Source organism: Paraburkholderia steynii (assembly GCF_900100565.1).
GTDB lineage: Bacteria > Pseudomonadota > Gammaproteobacteria > Burkholderiales > Burkholderiaceae > Paraburkholderia > Paraburkholderia terrae.
Map to the genome: position 1 here is coordinate 327,272 of NZ_FNDI01000003.1, position 16,443 is coordinate 343,714.

The 16,443-nt window shown below is 62.8% G+C and carries 13 protein-coding genes; 5 read left to right on the plus strand and 8 right to left on the minus strand.

The window, feature by feature from the left end; translation table 11 throughout:
- Positions 1-394 precede the first annotated feature (394 nt).
- Entirely contained in the window at positions 395-1,837 is a 1,443-nt protein-coding gene (locus tag BLT65_RS07870; protein ID WP_091776666.1) for an acetate kinase, read from the plus strand.
- A gap of 80 nt (positions 1,838-1,917) precedes the next feature.
- On the opposite strand, the gene BLT65_RS07875 is transcribed toward BLT65_RS07870, so the two are convergent.
- The 7 genes from BLT65_RS07875 to BLT65_RS07905 all read right to left on the minus strand — a co-directional run bounded on the left by BLT65_RS07875 (position 1,918) and on the right by BLT65_RS07905 (position 9,921).
- Positions 1,918-3,435 carry a hypothetical protein gene (locus BLT65_RS07875; RefSeq protein ID WP_091776668.1) on the minus strand — a complete coding sequence of 506 codons (1,518 nt, stop codon included), beginning with the start codon at positions 3,433-3,435 and terminating at the stop codon, positions 1,918-1,920.
- An 8-nt stretch (positions 3,436-3,443) separates the two neighbouring features.
- Entirely contained in the window at positions 3,444-4,169 is a 726-nt protein-coding gene (locus tag BLT65_RS07880) for a C39 family peptidase (RefSeq protein ID WP_091776671.1), read from the minus strand.
- A gap of 3 nt (positions 4,170-4,172) precedes the next feature.
- Positions 4,173-4,625: a hypothetical protein gene (locus tag BLT65_RS07885; RefSeq protein ID WP_091776673.1), complete on the minus strand. Its 453-nt coding sequence runs from the start codon at positions 4,623-4,625 to the stop codon at positions 4,173-4,175.
- A 202-nt stretch (positions 4,626-4,827) separates the two neighbouring features.
- Complete coding sequence (locus tag BLT65_RS07890; protein ID WP_042306535.1) at positions 4,828-6,057, minus strand: hypothetical protein; 1,230 nt, start codon at positions 6,055-6,057, stop codon at positions 4,828-4,830.
- A 17-nt stretch (positions 6,058-6,074) separates the two neighbouring features.
- On the minus strand, positions 6,075-7,304 hold the full coding sequence (locus tag BLT65_RS07895; RefSeq protein ID WP_042306536.1) for a hypothetical protein: 1,230 nt from the start codon (positions 7,302-7,304) through the stop codon (positions 6,075-6,077).
- A gap of 749 nt (positions 7,305-8,053) precedes the next feature.
- Positions 8,054-8,890 carry an alpha/beta fold hydrolase gene (locus BLT65_RS07900; protein WP_091776675.1) on the minus strand — a complete coding sequence of 279 codons (837 nt, stop codon included), beginning with the start codon at positions 8,888-8,890 and terminating at the stop codon, positions 8,054-8,056.
- Positions 8,887-9,921 (minus strand): M14 family zinc carboxypeptidase, encoded by a 1,035-nt coding sequence (locus tag BLT65_RS07905; protein ID WP_042306538.1) that lies wholly within the window; start codon positions 9,919-9,921, stop codon positions 8,887-8,889. Before BLT65_RS07905 ends, BLT65_RS07900 begins: the two co-directional genes overlap by 4 nt.
- A gap of 286 nt (positions 9,922-10,207) precedes the next feature.
- On the opposite strand from BLT65_RS07905, the gene phnC reads away from it, so the two are divergent.
- The 4 genes from phnC to BLT65_RS07925 all read left to right on the plus strand — a co-directional run bounded on the left by phnC (position 10,208) and on the right by BLT65_RS07925 (position 14,830).
- On the plus strand, positions 10,208-11,068 hold the full coding sequence (gene phnC, locus BLT65_RS07910) for a phosphonate ABC transporter ATP-binding protein (protein WP_091776677.1): 861 nt from the start codon (positions 10,208-10,210) through the stop codon (positions 11,066-11,068).
- Between the two features lie 54 nt (positions 11,069-11,122).
- Complete coding sequence (gene phnD, locus BLT65_RS07915) at positions 11,123-12,091, plus strand: phosphonate ABC transporter substrate-binding protein (protein ID WP_091776679.1); 969 nt, start codon at positions 11,123-11,125, stop codon at positions 12,089-12,091.
- Complete coding sequence (gene phnE, locus BLT65_RS07920; RefSeq protein WP_208545745.1) at positions 12,088-12,921, plus strand: phosphonate ABC transporter, permease protein PhnE; 834 nt, start codon at positions 12,088-12,090, stop codon at positions 12,919-12,921. The genes phnD and phnE overlap by 4 nt, the downstream gene beginning before the upstream one ends.
- A gap of 1,072 nt (positions 12,922-13,993) precedes the next feature.
- Positions 13,994-14,830 carry a DMT family transporter gene (locus BLT65_RS07925; protein ID WP_091776681.1) on the plus strand — a complete coding sequence of 279 codons (837 nt, stop codon included), beginning with the start codon at positions 13,994-13,996 and terminating at the stop codon, positions 14,828-14,830.
- A 16-nt stretch (positions 14,831-14,846) separates the two neighbouring features.
- Here BLT65_RS07925 and pdxR read toward each other — a convergent pair whose 3' ends face one another.
- Positions 14,847-16,403: a MocR-like pyridoxine biosynthesis transcription factor PdxR gene (gene pdxR, locus BLT65_RS07930; RefSeq protein WP_042306564.1), complete on the minus strand. Its 1,557-nt coding sequence runs from the start codon at positions 16,401-16,403 to the stop codon at positions 14,847-14,849.
- Positions 16,404-16,443: the final 40 nt, after the last annotated feature.

A 16,443-nucleotide genomic window follows, 5' to 3' on the forward strand; every position in this document is an offset into this window, starting at 1 on the left:
ATTGCAAGTACGCAGAGTGGATCGCGCGTTGCAAAGCCCCATGAAAAATGCTTCGTTCTGTTGGCTAACCATCACAGGCCAGGGTTCTTCTTATTAGCTTATGTAGCAGCGATGCGTTAGGCTTTTATGGTCCGCAATAAAGCCATAGACGGTCATTTTTTTAAAGGTTTTATTGCGGATGCATGAACACAAGTTGGAAATAGATACCAATAGCGAATCACGGTTCCAATACCGATTCCATTCGCGAGCATGGAGACGCTCTAGTGTCGCGTAAAGCGGTCATACGAAGGGGTTGCTTCATGCCCAGCACAACGACTCGACGTGTCGATGCCGCTGGCCTGTTGTCGAGGTGTACCGGGGTAGAACCTGCAAGCCTGACATGGAGAACAGACCCATGAAGCGCGAGCCATTTCGACATGTGCGGACGATCAGTTACGCAACGATGCTTCTCTTTTACGTTGAAGCTCATGCGCAATCGCTTCAAGATCAAACCGCACAAGAAAATATCGCAACCCTTCGCCAGGAACTGAACAACCGTATCAAGGAACTCGATGCACTAAAGCGCAAAATCGCGGAAGAAGAAGCGCAATTCCAGCAATTGAGCAAGGCACTCGATTCACGCATGCTCGACGTGACGCGTGGCACTGGCCAGCCCGGCTCGGGCGCAGCGCCCGCCACCGGCATTGCGCAGAGCGCGACGCCAGCCGGCCCTGCAGACGCAGCACCCAATGCCGCCGACGCCGCAACGGCAGGTGCGGCAGCTGGTGCAACAGCCGGCGCCGCGACGGGCGCAGCACCCGCGCCTGTGATCAACATGGCGCAAAACGCAGGCGGCGAGCAACAGGTCCAGCCTGTCGGCCAGGCGCCTATCCCCGACACCGCGCCGCCCGCCGTCGCGCCGATCTTCGATCAGCCCGGCGTGCTCACGCCGAAGAACAAGTTCGTGCTCGAACCTTCGTTCCAGTTCGGCTATTCGTCGTCGGACCGTGTCGCGCTGGTTGGCTATACGATCATTCCCGCCTTGCTGATCGGTTTGATCGACGTGCGCGAGATCAAGTCGAACGTGCTGACGGCCGGCGTTGCCGCGCGTTACGGCATTACGAACCGGATGGAAGTCGAAGTGCGCGTGCCGTATGTCTATTCGACCAACGACACCGTCAGCCGCGAGATCTTCACGGGCTCGGCGCAGGACAACGTCTTCGGTAGCAGCGGCCACGGCATCGGCGACGTCGAAATGACGATGCGCTACCAGCTGAACGAGGGCGGCCCGGACAAGTTCTATTACATCGGCTGGCTGCGCTTCAAGACGGCCACGGGCAAGAGCCCGTTCGACGTCGTGACCGATTGCGTGACGCGCTGCATTGGCAATACGACGGGGACGGGCCTGCCGCTCGAACAGCCAACGGGCACCGGTTTCTATGCGATCCAGCCGGGTCTCACGTGGCTGTTCCCGAGCGACCCGGTCGTGTTCTTCGGCAACTTCAGCTACTTGCACAGCTTTGCCCGCAGCGACCTGAGCCTGCACATCCTGAACGGCGAGACCGATTTCGTCGGCAAGATCCAGCCAGGCGATATCTATGGCTTCAATATCGGCATGGGCCTCGCGCTGAACGAAAAGGCTTCGTTCAGTATCGGCTATGACCAGAGCATCGTGCTGCCGACCAAGCAGAACGGATCGACCGTGCCAGGTTCGGTGCGCGTGATACTCGGCACGTTGCTCGTCGGCTACTCGTACCGCCTCACGCCGAAGACGACGCTCAACTTCTCGCTCGGCGCCGGCCTCACGCGCGACACGCCGGATCTCACGCTGACGTTCCGCATGCCGATCCAGTTCTAACCTGGTTCCCTCGCAACGTCTCTATCGAAACAAAAACTCGCGACGCCTCCCCAGCGTCGCGAGTTTCTTTTTTCAGGCTTCTATCTGGGCCGGACTGAATTCATCAATGCATTGTTCAAGGTCGCGCCCAGATTCATGCTCTTGAATAACCCCAACGAATTGACCGATGCATTGATCGTCGTCAGCGCCTGAATGTTCTGGTTGCTGAGCGTGTTCTGGATCACCGCGCCCGACAGGCCCTGCACCGAGCCCTGCTGCGCGATGTTGCCGCCACCGTTTTGCAGTAGCGACCCGATGTTCGCCGCGGCGAGCGATTGCGCCTGCTGCGTCGTCATGTTGCTCAGGTCCGGAATGTTGAAGCTGGTCTGCGTGACGAGATTGCCGTTCACGACTGCCATCCTCGACACACCGAACGAGATCTTCAGGCCGTTTGCCACATCGAAGCCGCCGCGCATCGTGTCGAGTTTTTCTTCGCTGATGGCGACTGTCGTTTTCGATGACCAGTTCGGATCTTCTGTGTCCGCTCTTGCTTTGACTTCGTGACCGCGGTCGGGGGGCGTGTCGTTGCGCGACGCTTGAGGCACGGCAATGGGCGCCGCATACGAAAGCGGCGCTTTGACCTGTGCCTGCGCGGGCGGCGCGGCGCGTTCTTTGATCTGCGGTTGCCCGGCTGTTTGCACCGATGTATTTGTCGAAGCCGTCGAATCGTTCTGCACGCTCTTTGCCGTCTGCGAAACAGGCACGGCAATGGGCCTCGCATACGAAACCGGCGGCTTGACGATCACGCGTTCATTCGCAACCGGCGCTTCATGCGCGGGCGACACGGGGGGCGGTGTCGGCGTTGCATCGAGAGTCAGTTGTTCATGCCGCATCAATTGCGCTTGCGCGCGTTCTTCTACCTGCTGTGCGCGTGGCGCTTCGGCCTTTTCGGCCTTTTCAGTGTTTTCACCTTTGCGCGCGGCAACCGCGATCGGTGCCGCATACGACACCGGAAGCGGTTTGACGGGCGCTTCGGCTTCTTGCGCGAGTGCGGGCTCTATGGGCGCTACGGGCGCTGCGGGCGCTGCGGCCGCGGTTACGTCGGCCGCATCCTGGTGTTCAACCGCATCGCGCTGTGCGAGCACATCGTTTTCTTGCGGAGACGAAGACGAAGACGGCGTCGACGAAGCATCGACTGCATACAGCGCTTCGTTGATGACGGCTTCGTTCGTTACGCGGCTCGCTTCGTCATTCGCATCCTGCTTTGCCGCGCTATTCGCTTCGTCAGCAGCTTCCTGGCGCGGTGTCGCGACGGCGATCGGTGCCGCGTACGACACGGGCACGTGACGCATGCCATCGGCGTCGCCATCGTCGGAAAATGCGCGCGGCTTTTGCGTGGACAATGCATCGACGACAGCCTGCGTAATGGCATCCGTCGCATCCGCCAAAGGCGCGGCGTCGCGCAACACCAGCGGCTCGACCGCTGCGCCCGCGACATCCGGCGCGACCACCGGCGCCGCGGCAGGCGCGCCCTGTTCGAACGCGTGTGCGCCGAACGTCACCATCGAACCACATACCATCGTGGCAATGCCGGCGAGTTTTCGGGTCTCGGTTCTCATGATGGCCCTCAGAAATCACTCGCGCCATGCTTCGGCATGACGGTGAAGAACAGACCATCGCGATTGACGCCCGTATAGAGCGGCGCGGGCGGCGCGACTCGCCAGTCGACGGGATCGTTGAAGACCCCGACGCCAGGTTTGTTATGGATGACGAACAGGACCTGGTCTTCCCATTTCGCCTGGAAACTCTTCAACGGCATGGGACGCGTGCCCGTTGCGGGATCGCCGATCAGCACGCGGTCGTTCTTCAACCCTTTCACCACGACAAAATGGTGATAGCCGCTTTCGCTGATCAGCACGATCGCGGGCGTGTTGGTTTCGACGAGCTTTTGCAGCGGCAGCTCATAACCGTCCGCGATAAACCCGCGCCGCTCGAGAAAGCGCTTGATGTCGAGCAACGAGAAGCCCTCAGTGCGGATCTTCGCCTGATCGCCGTTCTCGAACATCTCCTGGAATGCGGTCTGCTCGCTCACCGGATAGTTGTATTGAAACGTGAGCAGCGTCGCCACGGCAGCGGACCCGCAACTGAAGTCGAACTGCTGCTTGATGGTGCGTTTGAAGCGAGCCTCTTTCAGGCTCGTGACGTGCATCGCGTAACCGGCGCCCGACGGCTCGTAGATCGTAATGGGGTCGGCGCGCGCCGGGGTTGCCGCCGTCAACGCGCACGCAAGCAGCCACACGGCTCCATGAAAGGCTCCATGAAAGGTTCCCTGAAGGGCTCCATGAAGTTTCATCGCTCATTCCCCGAAGCGCACGTTGACGATCGTCGCGTTCTGGATCAGCACGTTCGCGCCCGTGTTCTGTATCACGGTCGGCAAGCCGCTCGCGTTCGAGAACGAGCCACCCGTGATCATGTTCGACCCGGTGTCCACGTTGCGCGCGGTATTGTTCGCGACCGTGCCGCGCAGGTTCATGTCGTTGAAGACGGCTTCGCCGCCGCGATGCGCATCGAGCTGCTCGGCCGACATCGCGACACCGAAGGTCGCGTCGGCGGGCGCCGGTGCAGGGGATGCGGCAGCTGTCGGGGCCTTCAGCGCACTCACGTAGGGAGCGGCTGACACAACGGGAGCGATCGACGTATCCGCTTGCACGGGAGAACGCAGTTCGCCGGCAAAAACATAGGCTGCAAAGCAAGGCAGTCCGATAACGACAGGCAGTACCACCTTCGCAATGCGTTTGAACGCCTGCATGGTTGTCTCCTGGTGCTTCGCCGATCCGTGCTGCAACGGCCTTGCGGCGCGCGCGGCAGCGTCCGGCGAGGTGCGATTTGTGCGACCTTCGCCCAGCGCGCCTACCCCGTGCGCCGGAACGATGGAACAGGAGCCGTGGAGCGCGAACGCCCCACGGCACATCACACAACGACTTATCGACGCTAACTGTCCTTCAGGTCAGTTAGCGGCCGACAGCCAGGTTTGCCTGCACTGTGACAGCCTGCTGTACGAGCGACGCCATACCGCTGTTCTGGTTCAGAACCATCACGCCAGCTGCCGACTGAGCCGCGCTCGCCATGTTGTTCGACATGTCGAATGAGCCCGTCGTCATCGTGACGGTTCCACCAGCGCCGCCTGCACCGCCTGCGCCACCTGTGCCTGCTGCACCGGCTCCAGCCGAAGCCGTCGCCGCACCGCCTGCACCACCCGCTGCACCTGCTCCGCCCGTTGCTGCGCCGCCGTTGCCAGCCGTCGACGTCGCTGCGCCGCCGTCACCCGCTGACGCGGTGCCTGCGCCGCCTGCACCTGCCGTCGACGTCGCCGCGCCGCCCGTGCCCGAGCCTGCGCCGCCCGATGCCGTCGCTGCGCCGCCCGTCGCGGTCGCCGCGCCAGCCGTGGCTGCGCCGCCCGTGCCGCTACCCGAAGCGGTTGCCGTGCCGCTACCCGAGCCGCTGCCCGAGCCCGACGCTGCGCCGCTGTTCGAGGTGGCCGTGCCGCCGCCGCCGCCCGCACGTGAGGACAGATCGCCGCTGCCAGCTGCGCCAAGCCCGAGACCCGCTCCAGCGCCGACTGCCGCGCCCTTGCCGCTGCCGTAGCCGCCATAGGCAAGCGTGCCTGCTCCTGCACTGCCGCCCTTCGCGCCAGCGTCACCGCCGCTGCCGTAGCCCTTGCCGCCGGATGCTTTCGACCAGCCGCCATCGCCGCCCGACGCCTTCGCGTAGCCGCCATCGCCACCCGATGCCTTCGACCAGCCGCCGTCGCCGGCAATGGCGCGACCGCCATTGCCGCCGTCGCCGCCATAGCCACCGCCAGCGCCGGCGCTTCCGCCCTTGCCGCCGATGCCCTTGGCGCCGTCGCCGCCCTTGCCGCCATTGACGTTGCCGTAGTTGGTCGCGACATTGCCGATGCCAGTGACCCTCACATGGCTCACGGTGCCGTCAAGCTTGCTGACGGCCACTGTCTTCGTGTTGTTCCATGAGTCCTGCGAGACCTTCGAGTGTCCCGTCACTTCGTTGACGTTGTTGCCCGTCGTGCTGCCTTGGGTCGACGACGCCGTGTTCGACAGGGAGTTATCGCCACTGCCCGACTTCTGGTTGCACGAGTAGTCGCCATTCGCGCAGGGGTTGGCCATCGCATAGCCGCTAAAGCCCAGCGCGACGATGGCTGCTGATGCCAAAAGTGTCTTACGCATGAAAGCCTCCTATTGGATTAACGGCCAACGCTCAGGTTTGCCTGAACGGTGACGGCCTGTTGCACCAGCGATGCCATGCCGCTGTTCTGGTTCGCGACCAGAATGCCGGCTGCCGACTGAGCGACGCTCGTCATGGTGTTGGCCATGCTGAAGTCACCCGTGCCGACGCCGATCGCGCCACCTGCACCGCCTGCAGCGCCTGCGCCGCCCGTGCCCGCGCCGCCGGCCGCTGCCGTCGCCGTGGCTGCTGCGCCTGCGCCGCCTGCACCGCCTGCGCCGCCCGCTGCATCGCCGCCGTTACCGGCCGTCGAGCCTGCCGTGCCGCCTGCACCTGCCGTAGCCGTCGCTGCGCCGCCTGCACCTGCCGTCGACGTCGCTGCGCCGCCTGAGCCTGTGCCTGCGCCGCCCGTAGCGGTGCCCGTTCCAGCCGTAGCCGTTGCTGCGCCAGACGTGCCTGCGCCGCCCGTGCCCGTACCCGTGCCCGAGCCGCTCGCCGTTGCCGTGCCCGTACCCGTGCCCGTCGCTGCGCCGCTCGCCGACGATGCGCTGCCGCCACCGCCATTGGCCTTCGAGTGCACATCGCCGCTGCCTGCGAGCCCAGCGCCCGCACCGAGCGCGAGACCTGCGCCCTTGCCGGAGCCGTGTCCGTCGCCGCCTGCCGCTGCCGATCCAGCGTACGCGCTGCCGCCCTTGGCCCATGCGTCGCCGCCACTGCCAGAGCCCTTGCCGCCGTAGGCCTTGGAATTGCCGCCGTCGCCGGCATAGGCCTTGGCGTTGCCGCCATCGCCAGCCGATGCCCTGGAGTTGCCGCCGTCGCCAGCTATGGCCTTGCCGCCATTGCCGCCGTAGCCGCCGTCGCCGCCGATCGCCAATGCGCTGCCACCCTTGCCGCCTATGCCTTTCGCGCCGCTGCCGCCGCGTCCGCCGTTCGCATTGCCGTCGTTATAGGCATGGTTGCCAATGCCATAAACGCTTACGCCCGATACAGACCCGGACAGACGGCTCACTGCGACGATCTTGGTGCTGTTGAACGAATCTTGCGCGACCCTCGCACCCGTCGTAATTTCATTTGCGTTGTTGCCCGTGGTGCTGGTTTGAGCGGATGTCGCCGAGTTTGTCGATGTGTTGCTCCCGCTGTATGACTTCTGGTTGCAGGATGAATCGCTATCACTGCATGGGTTTGCCATTGCGTAGCCGCTGCAGCCCAAGGCGATGACTGCTGCGGACGCCAGTAGAGTTTTGCGCATGGAATCCTCCTGGAGGAGATGGGGGGCGGGCTGGCAGACTGCACCAATCCGGCTCGCCGTGTCGCATAGGCGATGCCATGCATGTAAGGCATTGAAATATAAAGAAATTTCACATTTCCCGTGATGCGGGATGGAAAGATGAGGGTAATTACCTACGTTTTATGTTTCGCGTTTGAAACGCATAAACCGGCATTGCGCCGGTTTCCCAAAATGAGGGGTTTTACAATCGCTTTTAATTCAAACGATTAGCGAACAATACTAAGAAGAAACCCGAGATTTTAAAAACGTTTCTTTTTTGACGGGCGCGATTCTTGAGTGCCAGGATAATCCACCCCGGAACCCCCGCGATTCTTCGATAAAGGCCGTTAGTGGCCTTGCGCACCATGGGTTTGCGCCAGATTGGCGCTGGCGACACACAGCGCATTGGTGGCGTAAAAAAACGTATCGTTTACGACCTTGCAAGCCGCACCCAGCCTTCTTCCGCAAGAATTTCCGCACTCTCGAACCGTATGCGGAATTATTTTACAATTTCAGTATGTGCCTAAATGCACCGAACCCCAATCGATTATCACATGTTAATGGCGCGCAGCACCAATTTGCCATTAATCACGATGCATGTCCACTAAAATCAGAGCCCGCACAACTTTACTGCTAAAGGCAATGCGTCGATATTGCGCTGCACTAATGCAGTGCATCAATGATGCGTATTTTGTTCGTGTTTGAAACTTAATGGGACATTTAATTATCGATTATTCGTCGGTTAAATCGGATTGCTCATTTTCGAGGTCTGGATCGACGGTCGGCTGCACTAGCCAGGCGCCGATGCGTTCGACGGTCCACACGGGATCGTCGTGCGGCAAATCGTGGCCGGCCCATGCGTGCCGCCAGTGATCGGCGCTCCACGCCGCGGCCAGCGCCGCTGAGCACGCGGGATCGACCAGCCCGTCTTCCCGCGACGACAACACCAGCGTTGCGCACGGCGGCCGCTGCCGCCCGGCGCTGAAGCGCGCGGCCGCGAGCAACTGACGCAGCGCGTTCGCCCGGCTGACGGGCGCGCTCTCGCGGATCGCGATCCATTCCTTCAGGTCGGCGTCGACCGTGTCGCGGTGATTGCAGGTCAGGCGATGAATCGTCTCTTCCGCGGCACGCGCGTCGCGCCAGTGCGAGGCAATGCGCGCCAGCCCCGGCCACGCCTGCGGGCGCAGCCGTTCGTCGAAGCGGCTGAACGGCCGCATGCTGGTGTTGATCAGCACGAGCCGCGCGATCTCGGCGGGATGACGCTGCGCCCAGCAGGTCGCGACCATGCCGCCCAGCGACATCGCCAGCACGCAATACGGTCCCGCCGCGCCGCTGGCGGATGCTGCTGCCCGCACGAAGTCGACCATCCCGGCGACATCCAGCGGCGCGCGCAGGTTCGCATATTCGCCGTTGCCGGGCAGGTCGATGGTCAGCACGCGAGTGGGCGCGGCGTGCGTGACGGATGCGCTTTGCGGCGTGCCGTCCAGCGCCACGCGCAACATGTCGGGCAATGCGCCCCAGTGCCGTGCCTCGCGCGTCAGACCGCGCAACAGGATCCACGTACTCATGTTTTGCCTGGCTTGTACCAGAGTTCCGTCGCGCTTTCGAGCAACTGCTCGCGGCGGCTGCCTTGCGGCAGCCAGCGCTGCGACGCGTAAGCGGCGCGCGTCAGAAAATCGAGCAGGTTCGCGTGGCGCCGCAATACGCGCGCGGTGCGGTGCGCTTTCAGCGGGTTGAACATGCCCTGGCGCGAAAAGATCTGCCGGGGGTTTTTCTTGATCCATAGCCACGAGCCCAGTTCGAGCGTCATCGGCAGAAAGATGTTGGGCGGCGGCGCGCGGTCGTACGCGCAGTCCCACAGGTCGCCGTGCAGCAGATACTGATGGCTCTGCGGCTCGAACATGTAGCCGTGGTGCGGATGCGCGCGCTCGAACATCGTCTTCAGCGCGTACATTTCCGGCAGATGCGGCATCGGGCGACGTGTCTTCGCGTACGGGAACCAGATGCTGTCGCTCCAGCCGTAGCCCGAATGGCAATCGAGCGCGAACGACAGCGGCCGCGCCGCCAGCTCATCCGCGACGACGCGCAACAGCGCGTCCGCCTCCGCTTCCATCGGCGCGCCGCGCCGCCCGCGATACCACGGCAGCCACGAACCGACCCGCTGTCCACCCGCGAGCAAAGGCACGCGCTCTTCGGCGTCCTGCGGCGCGTTACGCATCAGATCGACACCGTTCGGATTGGCGCGCGTCGCGGCCCACATTCCGCCTGGATTGACGATCGGGACGAAAATCAGGCGGATCGACTGAAGCTGGCGCACCAGCAGTTCGTCCCATTCGAGCCGGCCGAGCAGCGCGCGCATGTAGTCGAGCACGAGCTGCGTGCCGATCCGCTCGAGCCCGTGTATGCCGCCGAAGAAACCGATCGCAGGCGCCCGCGGATCGCGCGAGCCGATGCTCGCCGTCTGCACGGCAAACGTCCTGCCGCGCACCTGCGTTTCGCACACGGAATGAATTTCGAAGCTGCCGCTGCCGACCTCGAGAATCGCCTGCAGTTCTTCGTACTCCGTAAACGTATCGGGCAAAAAGCTCAGAGCCTGCATGGGCTGCGCCGGTTGTGGTGTGAGGTTATTGGAGACGGCTCACGCGTGACGTTTCGAACTATAGCGTTTCGTGCTTGCCAATGGATGACAGTGGTCCGCACCGTTGCGTTTGTCATATCGATGACACACTGCGCGATCCGGCACTGCGGCGCGCCGCACGCTGCCGTGTGAATCGATGAAAGATGTAGTCGTCTAGATGTTGCGACGCCTTCACTCAACCGTCACAGACGCTTTCTAGAATGTCCCACAACTTCCGGCTTGCACCGGAGTCATCGACAGGACACACATGGAAGCAATCCGCATCGAACGCCTGAGCAAGACATTCGGCAACGGCCGCAAGGCGCTCGACGAGATCGACCTGCGCGTCGAGCAGGGCGAAATGGTCGCGCTGATCGGCGCGTCGGGCTCGGGCAAGTCGACGCTGCTGCGACATATCGCGGGCTTCACGGTGTCGGATGCGCAGCCTTCGCAGATCGCGATACTTGGGCGTCCGATCCAGCAGAACGGCCGCATCGTGCGCGAAGTGCGCAGCATTCGCCGCGACATCGGCTTCGTTTTCCAGCAGTTCAATCTCGTGAACCGGTTGACGGTCGAAGCGAACGTGCTGATCGGCTCGCTCGCGCGCCTGCCGCTGTGGCGCCGTCTCACGGGCTGCTTTCCGCGCAGCGAGCGCGCGCTGTCGATGTCGGCATTGAACGAAGTCGGCATCGGCGAGCATGCGCGCGAGCGCGCCTCGAACCTGTCGGGCGGTCAGCAGCAGCGCGCCGCGCTGGCGCGCGCGCTCGTGCAGCAGGCACGCATCATCCTCGCCGACGAGCCGATTGCGTCGCTCGACCCGGAATCGTCGCGCCGCGTGATGGAGATGCTGAGGACGCTGAACATCGAGCATCGGTTGACGGTGCTGGTCTCGCTGCATCAGGTCGACATCGCGATGCAGTACTGCCAGCGCACGATCGCGATGCGGCGCGGCAAGGTCGTGTACGACGGACCGTCCGCGGCGCTCACGCCCGCGCTTCTGCAGAAACTCTATGGCGACGACGCGCGCGAGCTGCTCGACGACAGTCAGCAGCCCGATAGCGCTGATAGTGCCGGGAGCGCCGCGCCTCGCGCGCGCGTGCTGCCGCTCAACACGGCACGCTCGGCCTGATCCCCTTTCCGGAAAGAAACGCTTTACCCGATTCACTCACCTGGAACAGAACTCATGAAATTTCTGCGCTCACTGCTCGCCGGCGTCGCCGCCGTGTCGGCATTCGCGAGCTTCGCCGCCCATGCCGAAGACCTGAATCTCGGCATCATTTCGACCGATTCGTCGGCCGTGCTCAAGCAGCGCTGGCAGCCGCTCATCGATGACATGAACAAGCAGACGGGGCTGAACATCAAGGCGTTCTTCGCGACCGACTACGCGGGCATCATCGAAGGCATGCGCTTCAACAAGGTGCAGGTTGCGTATCTCGGCAATGCGTCGGCGATCGAAGCTGTAGATCGTTCGAATGGCGAAGTATTCGGCAAGACGACCTACGCGAATGGCGACGCCGGTTACTACTCGGTGCTGATCACGAACGTCAACAGCCGCTTCAAGACGCTCGACGACGTGTTCAAGAACACGAAGGACGTAACGCTGGGCTTCGGCGATCCGAACTCGACGTCGGGCACGCTGGTCCCTGGCTACTACCTGTTCGCGCAGCACAATGCGCCCGTGCGCACGTCGTTCAAGACGGTGCTGCCGTCGAGCCACGAAGCGAACCTGCTTGCCGTCGTGAACAACAAGATCGACATCGCGACGAACAACACCGAGATGCTCGAGACGCTGAAGAAACAGCACCCCGACCGCTTCGCGCAGGTCCGCGTGCTGTGGCAATCGCCGCTGATTCCGTCGGACCCGCTGGTGTGGCGCAAGGATCTGCCCGACGCGACGAAGGAAAAGCTGCGCCAGTTCTTCTACAACTATGCGAAGACCGACCCGCGTGAAAAGGCCGTGATGGCGAACATCTTCAGCTATGGCGGTTTTGCGCCGTCGACGGATGCGCAGTTGCAGCCCATTCGCCAGATCAAGCTGTTCGAGCAGAAGCAGAAGATCGAAGCCGACGCGTCGCTGTCGGATTCGGATCGCAAGACCCAGACGGCTGCCATCGATGCGAAGCTGTCCGCACTGAACGCGCAAAAGCAATGAACGCAGCCGACCTGAGCGCCGACCGCCCGACGCCGCCCGCCACGCCTTCGCGTGAGATGCTGGCCGCGGCGGCGGGCAAGCGGAGCTGGATTTCGTTGCTTGGCTGGATTGCTGTGATCGGCGTGCTTGGCTTGTCGTGGCAAGCCGCCGACATGCGGCCGCTCGATCTGCTCACGGACTCGGGCAACATGGGCCAGTTCGCGAAGGACTTCTTCCCGCCCGACTTCACCGAATGGCGCACCTATTTGCAGGAAATGGGCGTGACGCTCGCGGTCGCGGTGTGGGGTACGGCGCTGTCGATCGTGTGCGCGATTCCGTTTGGGCTGATGTCGGCGCACAACATGGCGCCTGCGTGGGTTGTGCAGCCGGTTCGGCGGTTGATGGATGCGTGCCGCGCGATCAACGAGATGGTGTTCGCGATGCTGTTCATCGTCGCGGTTGGGCTTGGGCCGTTTGCTGGTGTGCTTGCTTTGTGGGTGCATACCACGGGCGTGCTGGCAAAGCTGTTCGCCGAAGCCGTCGAGGCTATCGATCCGCGTCCCGCTGAAGGCGTGCGGGCTACGGGCGCTAGCAGTCTTGATGAGATCGTGTATGGGGTGCTGCCGCAGGTTTTGCCGTTGTGGATTTCTTATGCGTTGTATCGGTTTGAATCGAATGTGCGGTCGGCGATGGTTGTTGGTATGGTTGGCGCCGGAGGCATCGGGGTTGTGCTTTATGAGTCGATTCGGTCGTTCAATTATTCGCAGACGGCGGCTGTTATGTTGATGGTCATCGTTGTTGTTACTGTTATTGATGTGGTGTCGGCGAGGTTACGGGAGCGGGTGATTTAACTTGCCTCTGGCGGTTTGCTCTGCGTTCGTTTTTTTGGCCTTTGCGCGGGCATTCGCGTTTGCGTCTTCGCGGCGCAAGCGTTTCGATTTGTTCGATCTTTCGCTGGCATCCGCGTATTGTCTTCGTGCTTCAGGCGTCGCCGTTTGATGTTTTGGCCTTTGCGCTGGCATCCGCGTTTTGTTAGCGTGCTTCACGCGTCGCCCCTGTGCGGGGCGGCACCTACTTTTCTTTGCCGCCGCAAAGAAAAGTAGGCAAAAGAAAGCGGCTAACACCGCCAACATTTCTTCTTGCCTGAGGGCCCCCAACGGGTCTTACGCCTCACACGGCAATCACGTGACTCATGCTTGTTGCCAACGCGCTGAATAGGCGCCTCACCCGCTCCATGCGCCCGCGTCGCCACATGCCGCGCCAGATAATTCACGGCCGCCCGGGTGGCAAACTGTGTGTAGGCCGTAGCACTGCACGCGCCTCACTTCGGACCGATAGCGCACGCATGCCTCCGTGCAAGAGCGCCAAGCTATACGACGCGACAACCTACACACAGTTTGCCACCTGGGCCGCGCATACCGTTCGCTGCCGTGAGCCCATGTGCGGGTGCTTGAAGCGGATGAGGCGCTCATTCGAAGCGTTGGCAACCCGCGTGAACAGAAATGCTGCCGTGTGAAGCGTAAGACCCGTTGGGGTCCCTCAGGCAAGAACTAGAACTGGCGGTGTGAGCCGCTTTCTTTTGCCTACTTTTCTTTGCGGCGGCAAAGAAAAGTAGGTGCCGCCCCGCACAGGGGCGACGCTTGAAGCACGCTAACAAAACGCGGATGCCAGCGAAAAGCCACAACGTAGATGCCACCGCAAAGGCTAGAACAGCCAAACCACCCGCACCGCGAAGGCTCAAAAGCGAATGCCCGCGCAAAGGCCAAAACACCAAACGGCGACGCTTAAAGCACAAAGGCATAACGCGAACGCCAGCGAAAACGAAAGTAAACCACCCTAGCGTCGCAAACAAAACCCCAAAATCCCCCACATCAACACAAAACACCACATCTGCGGAATAATGTCGGCTTTAGCCCGACACCCATGGAATCCCTCATCGTCCTGCTCGTCCTTGTATCCGCCATGCTCCACGCGAGCTGGAACGCATTCCTGCGCCTCGCGGAAGACCGCATCTGGCTGCTCGGCATGATGTCGATCCCCTACCTCGCCGTAAGCGCGATCGGCGTGATCATCCTGCCCCTACCCGCGCCCGCCGCATGGCCTTACATAGCGGCATCGGTGGTGCTGGAATTCGGCTATTGCCTCGCGCTCGTGCGCGCCTACCGCAGCGGCGACTTCGGACAGATCTATCCGATCGCGCGCGGACTCTCGCCCTTGCTGGTGTTCGCCGGCGCACTCGTGTTCGCGCACGAAACCTTGAAACCGCTCGCCGCAACAGGCGTCGCGCTGGTGTCGCTCGGTATCGTGTCGCTCGCGTTTCGCCGCAACATGCGCTTCTCCGGCGAAAGCGTGCCCTACGCATTGCTCACGGGTCTTTTCATCTCGGCATACTCCGTCGTCGATGGAATCGGCGCGCGCGTCGCGGGCAACGGACTCAGCTACATCATGTGGGTCTACCTGCTGTGGAACGTGCCGCAATTTCTGCTCGTGTGGCATTGGCGCGGCGGCGCAAAAGGCCTCTTCACGTCGCGCGAAACGATGATGAAAGGCATGCTGTCGGGCGTGATCGCGTTGGTCGCGTATTGCCTCATCATCGAGGCGTATCGCTATTTGCCCATCGCCATGGTCTCCGCGCTGCGCGAGCTCAGCTCGATCTTCGCGGTGCTGATCGGCTTCTCTTTCATGCACGAAAAGCTGACGGCGCGCCGCGTGTTCGCATGCACACTGGTCACGCTCGGCGCCGTGCTGATACGTCTGTAAAGCCCGTCCACGCGGCTCACGCGAAAAGCGGCAACGTCGCGTCGATCGCGTCGGCGAGCGTGTCGAATGCGGGCGCGATCTCCTCGTCGGGCACGCACGCATAGCCGATCAACAGCCCCGACTGCGAGCTCGACGGTTGCGCGTAGTACCCCGACAACGGACGCACGACGATATTGCGTTCGAGCGCAGCCGCCGCGACGGCACGGTCATCCGTGCCTTCGGGCAGTTGCATCACGAGATGCAGGCCCGCGTCGCCGCCGACAGCCGGCAACGCATCGCCATAACGCCGCGCGGCGGCATCGAGCAAGGTCGAGCGGCGCTGTCCGTACAGCGTGCGCATCTTGCGGATGTGCGACGTGAAATGCCCCTCGGCGATGAACTCCGCGAGCATCGCCTGCTGCAGCAGTTGTCCTTCCCGATACAACTCGGCGCTGGCCGTCGCGAAACTCTCTGCAAGCGCCTCGGGCACTACGAGATAGCCGATCCGCAGCCCCGGAAACAGCGTCTTGCCGAAGCTGCCGACATAAATCACCTGCCCCGCCGTATCGAGCCCTTGCAGCGACGCGAGCGGCCGGCTCCCATAGCGATACTCGCTGTCGTAGTCGTCCTCGATGATCCAGCACTGGTTCTGCCGCGCGTATTCGAGCAGCATCCGCCGACGCGCCAGGCTCATCACCATGCCGAGCGGGTATTGATGCGACGGCGTCACGAGGATCAGCTTCGGCGGATGCGCGAGATCGTCGGGCGACGGGTTGATGCCTTCGTCGTCGACGGGAATCGGGCGCGATTTGAGACCGGATACGTGCATCACGCTGCGCACGCCCCAATAGCACGGGTCTTCCGTCCAGATGACGTCGCCGGGATCGGATAGCAGACGCACGGCGAGATCGACGGATTGATGAATGCCCGTCGTGATGATGATCTGCTCGGGCGTGCAGCGCACCGAGCGCGACGTGCGCAGATAGTCCGCCAGCGCGTGACGCAGCAATGACAGACCGCCGCCGGGCGCGTAGGTCAGCAGATCGGGCCGCAGGCGCCGCCAGTACTTGTTGTGCAAGCGGCTCCAGACGCGCGCCGGAAAGCGCGTGACATCGGGCACGCCGGGCATGAACGCGCCCCACTGCCGCTTCGACACGCCCGCGCCCGCGATCAGCCGCGCGCCGCGCTGCGACAGCGCGCGCGCAGCGGGCTGTTGCGCGTGCAGAAGCGATTTCGAATGCGGCGGAGGCAACGCCTGCTGCAATTGCTGCACGGGAGCGGAAACAGGCGCAGTCTGTCCATCTGGCGAGCCGACGATTTCATCTGGCGAGGTATCCGCGACGAACGTGCCGCGCCCCGTCGCCGAAGTGACGTAGCCCTCCAGCGCGAGCTGCTCGTAGACCTGGGTGACTGTATTGCGCGCGATGCCCAGCTCGTTGGCCAGCAGCCGCGACGACGGCACCTTGCTGCCAGCGGGCAGTTCGCGCGTCAGAATGGCCTGTTGCAGCAGCCGATGCAGCTGCCGGTAGATCGGCAGACCATTGCCGCGGTCCAGACGCTGGGCCAGCCAGTCGGACAAAACACTCGCGCGCATGAATTGGCTCCTGATTTTTTACCGAAATGGCTCTGAAATT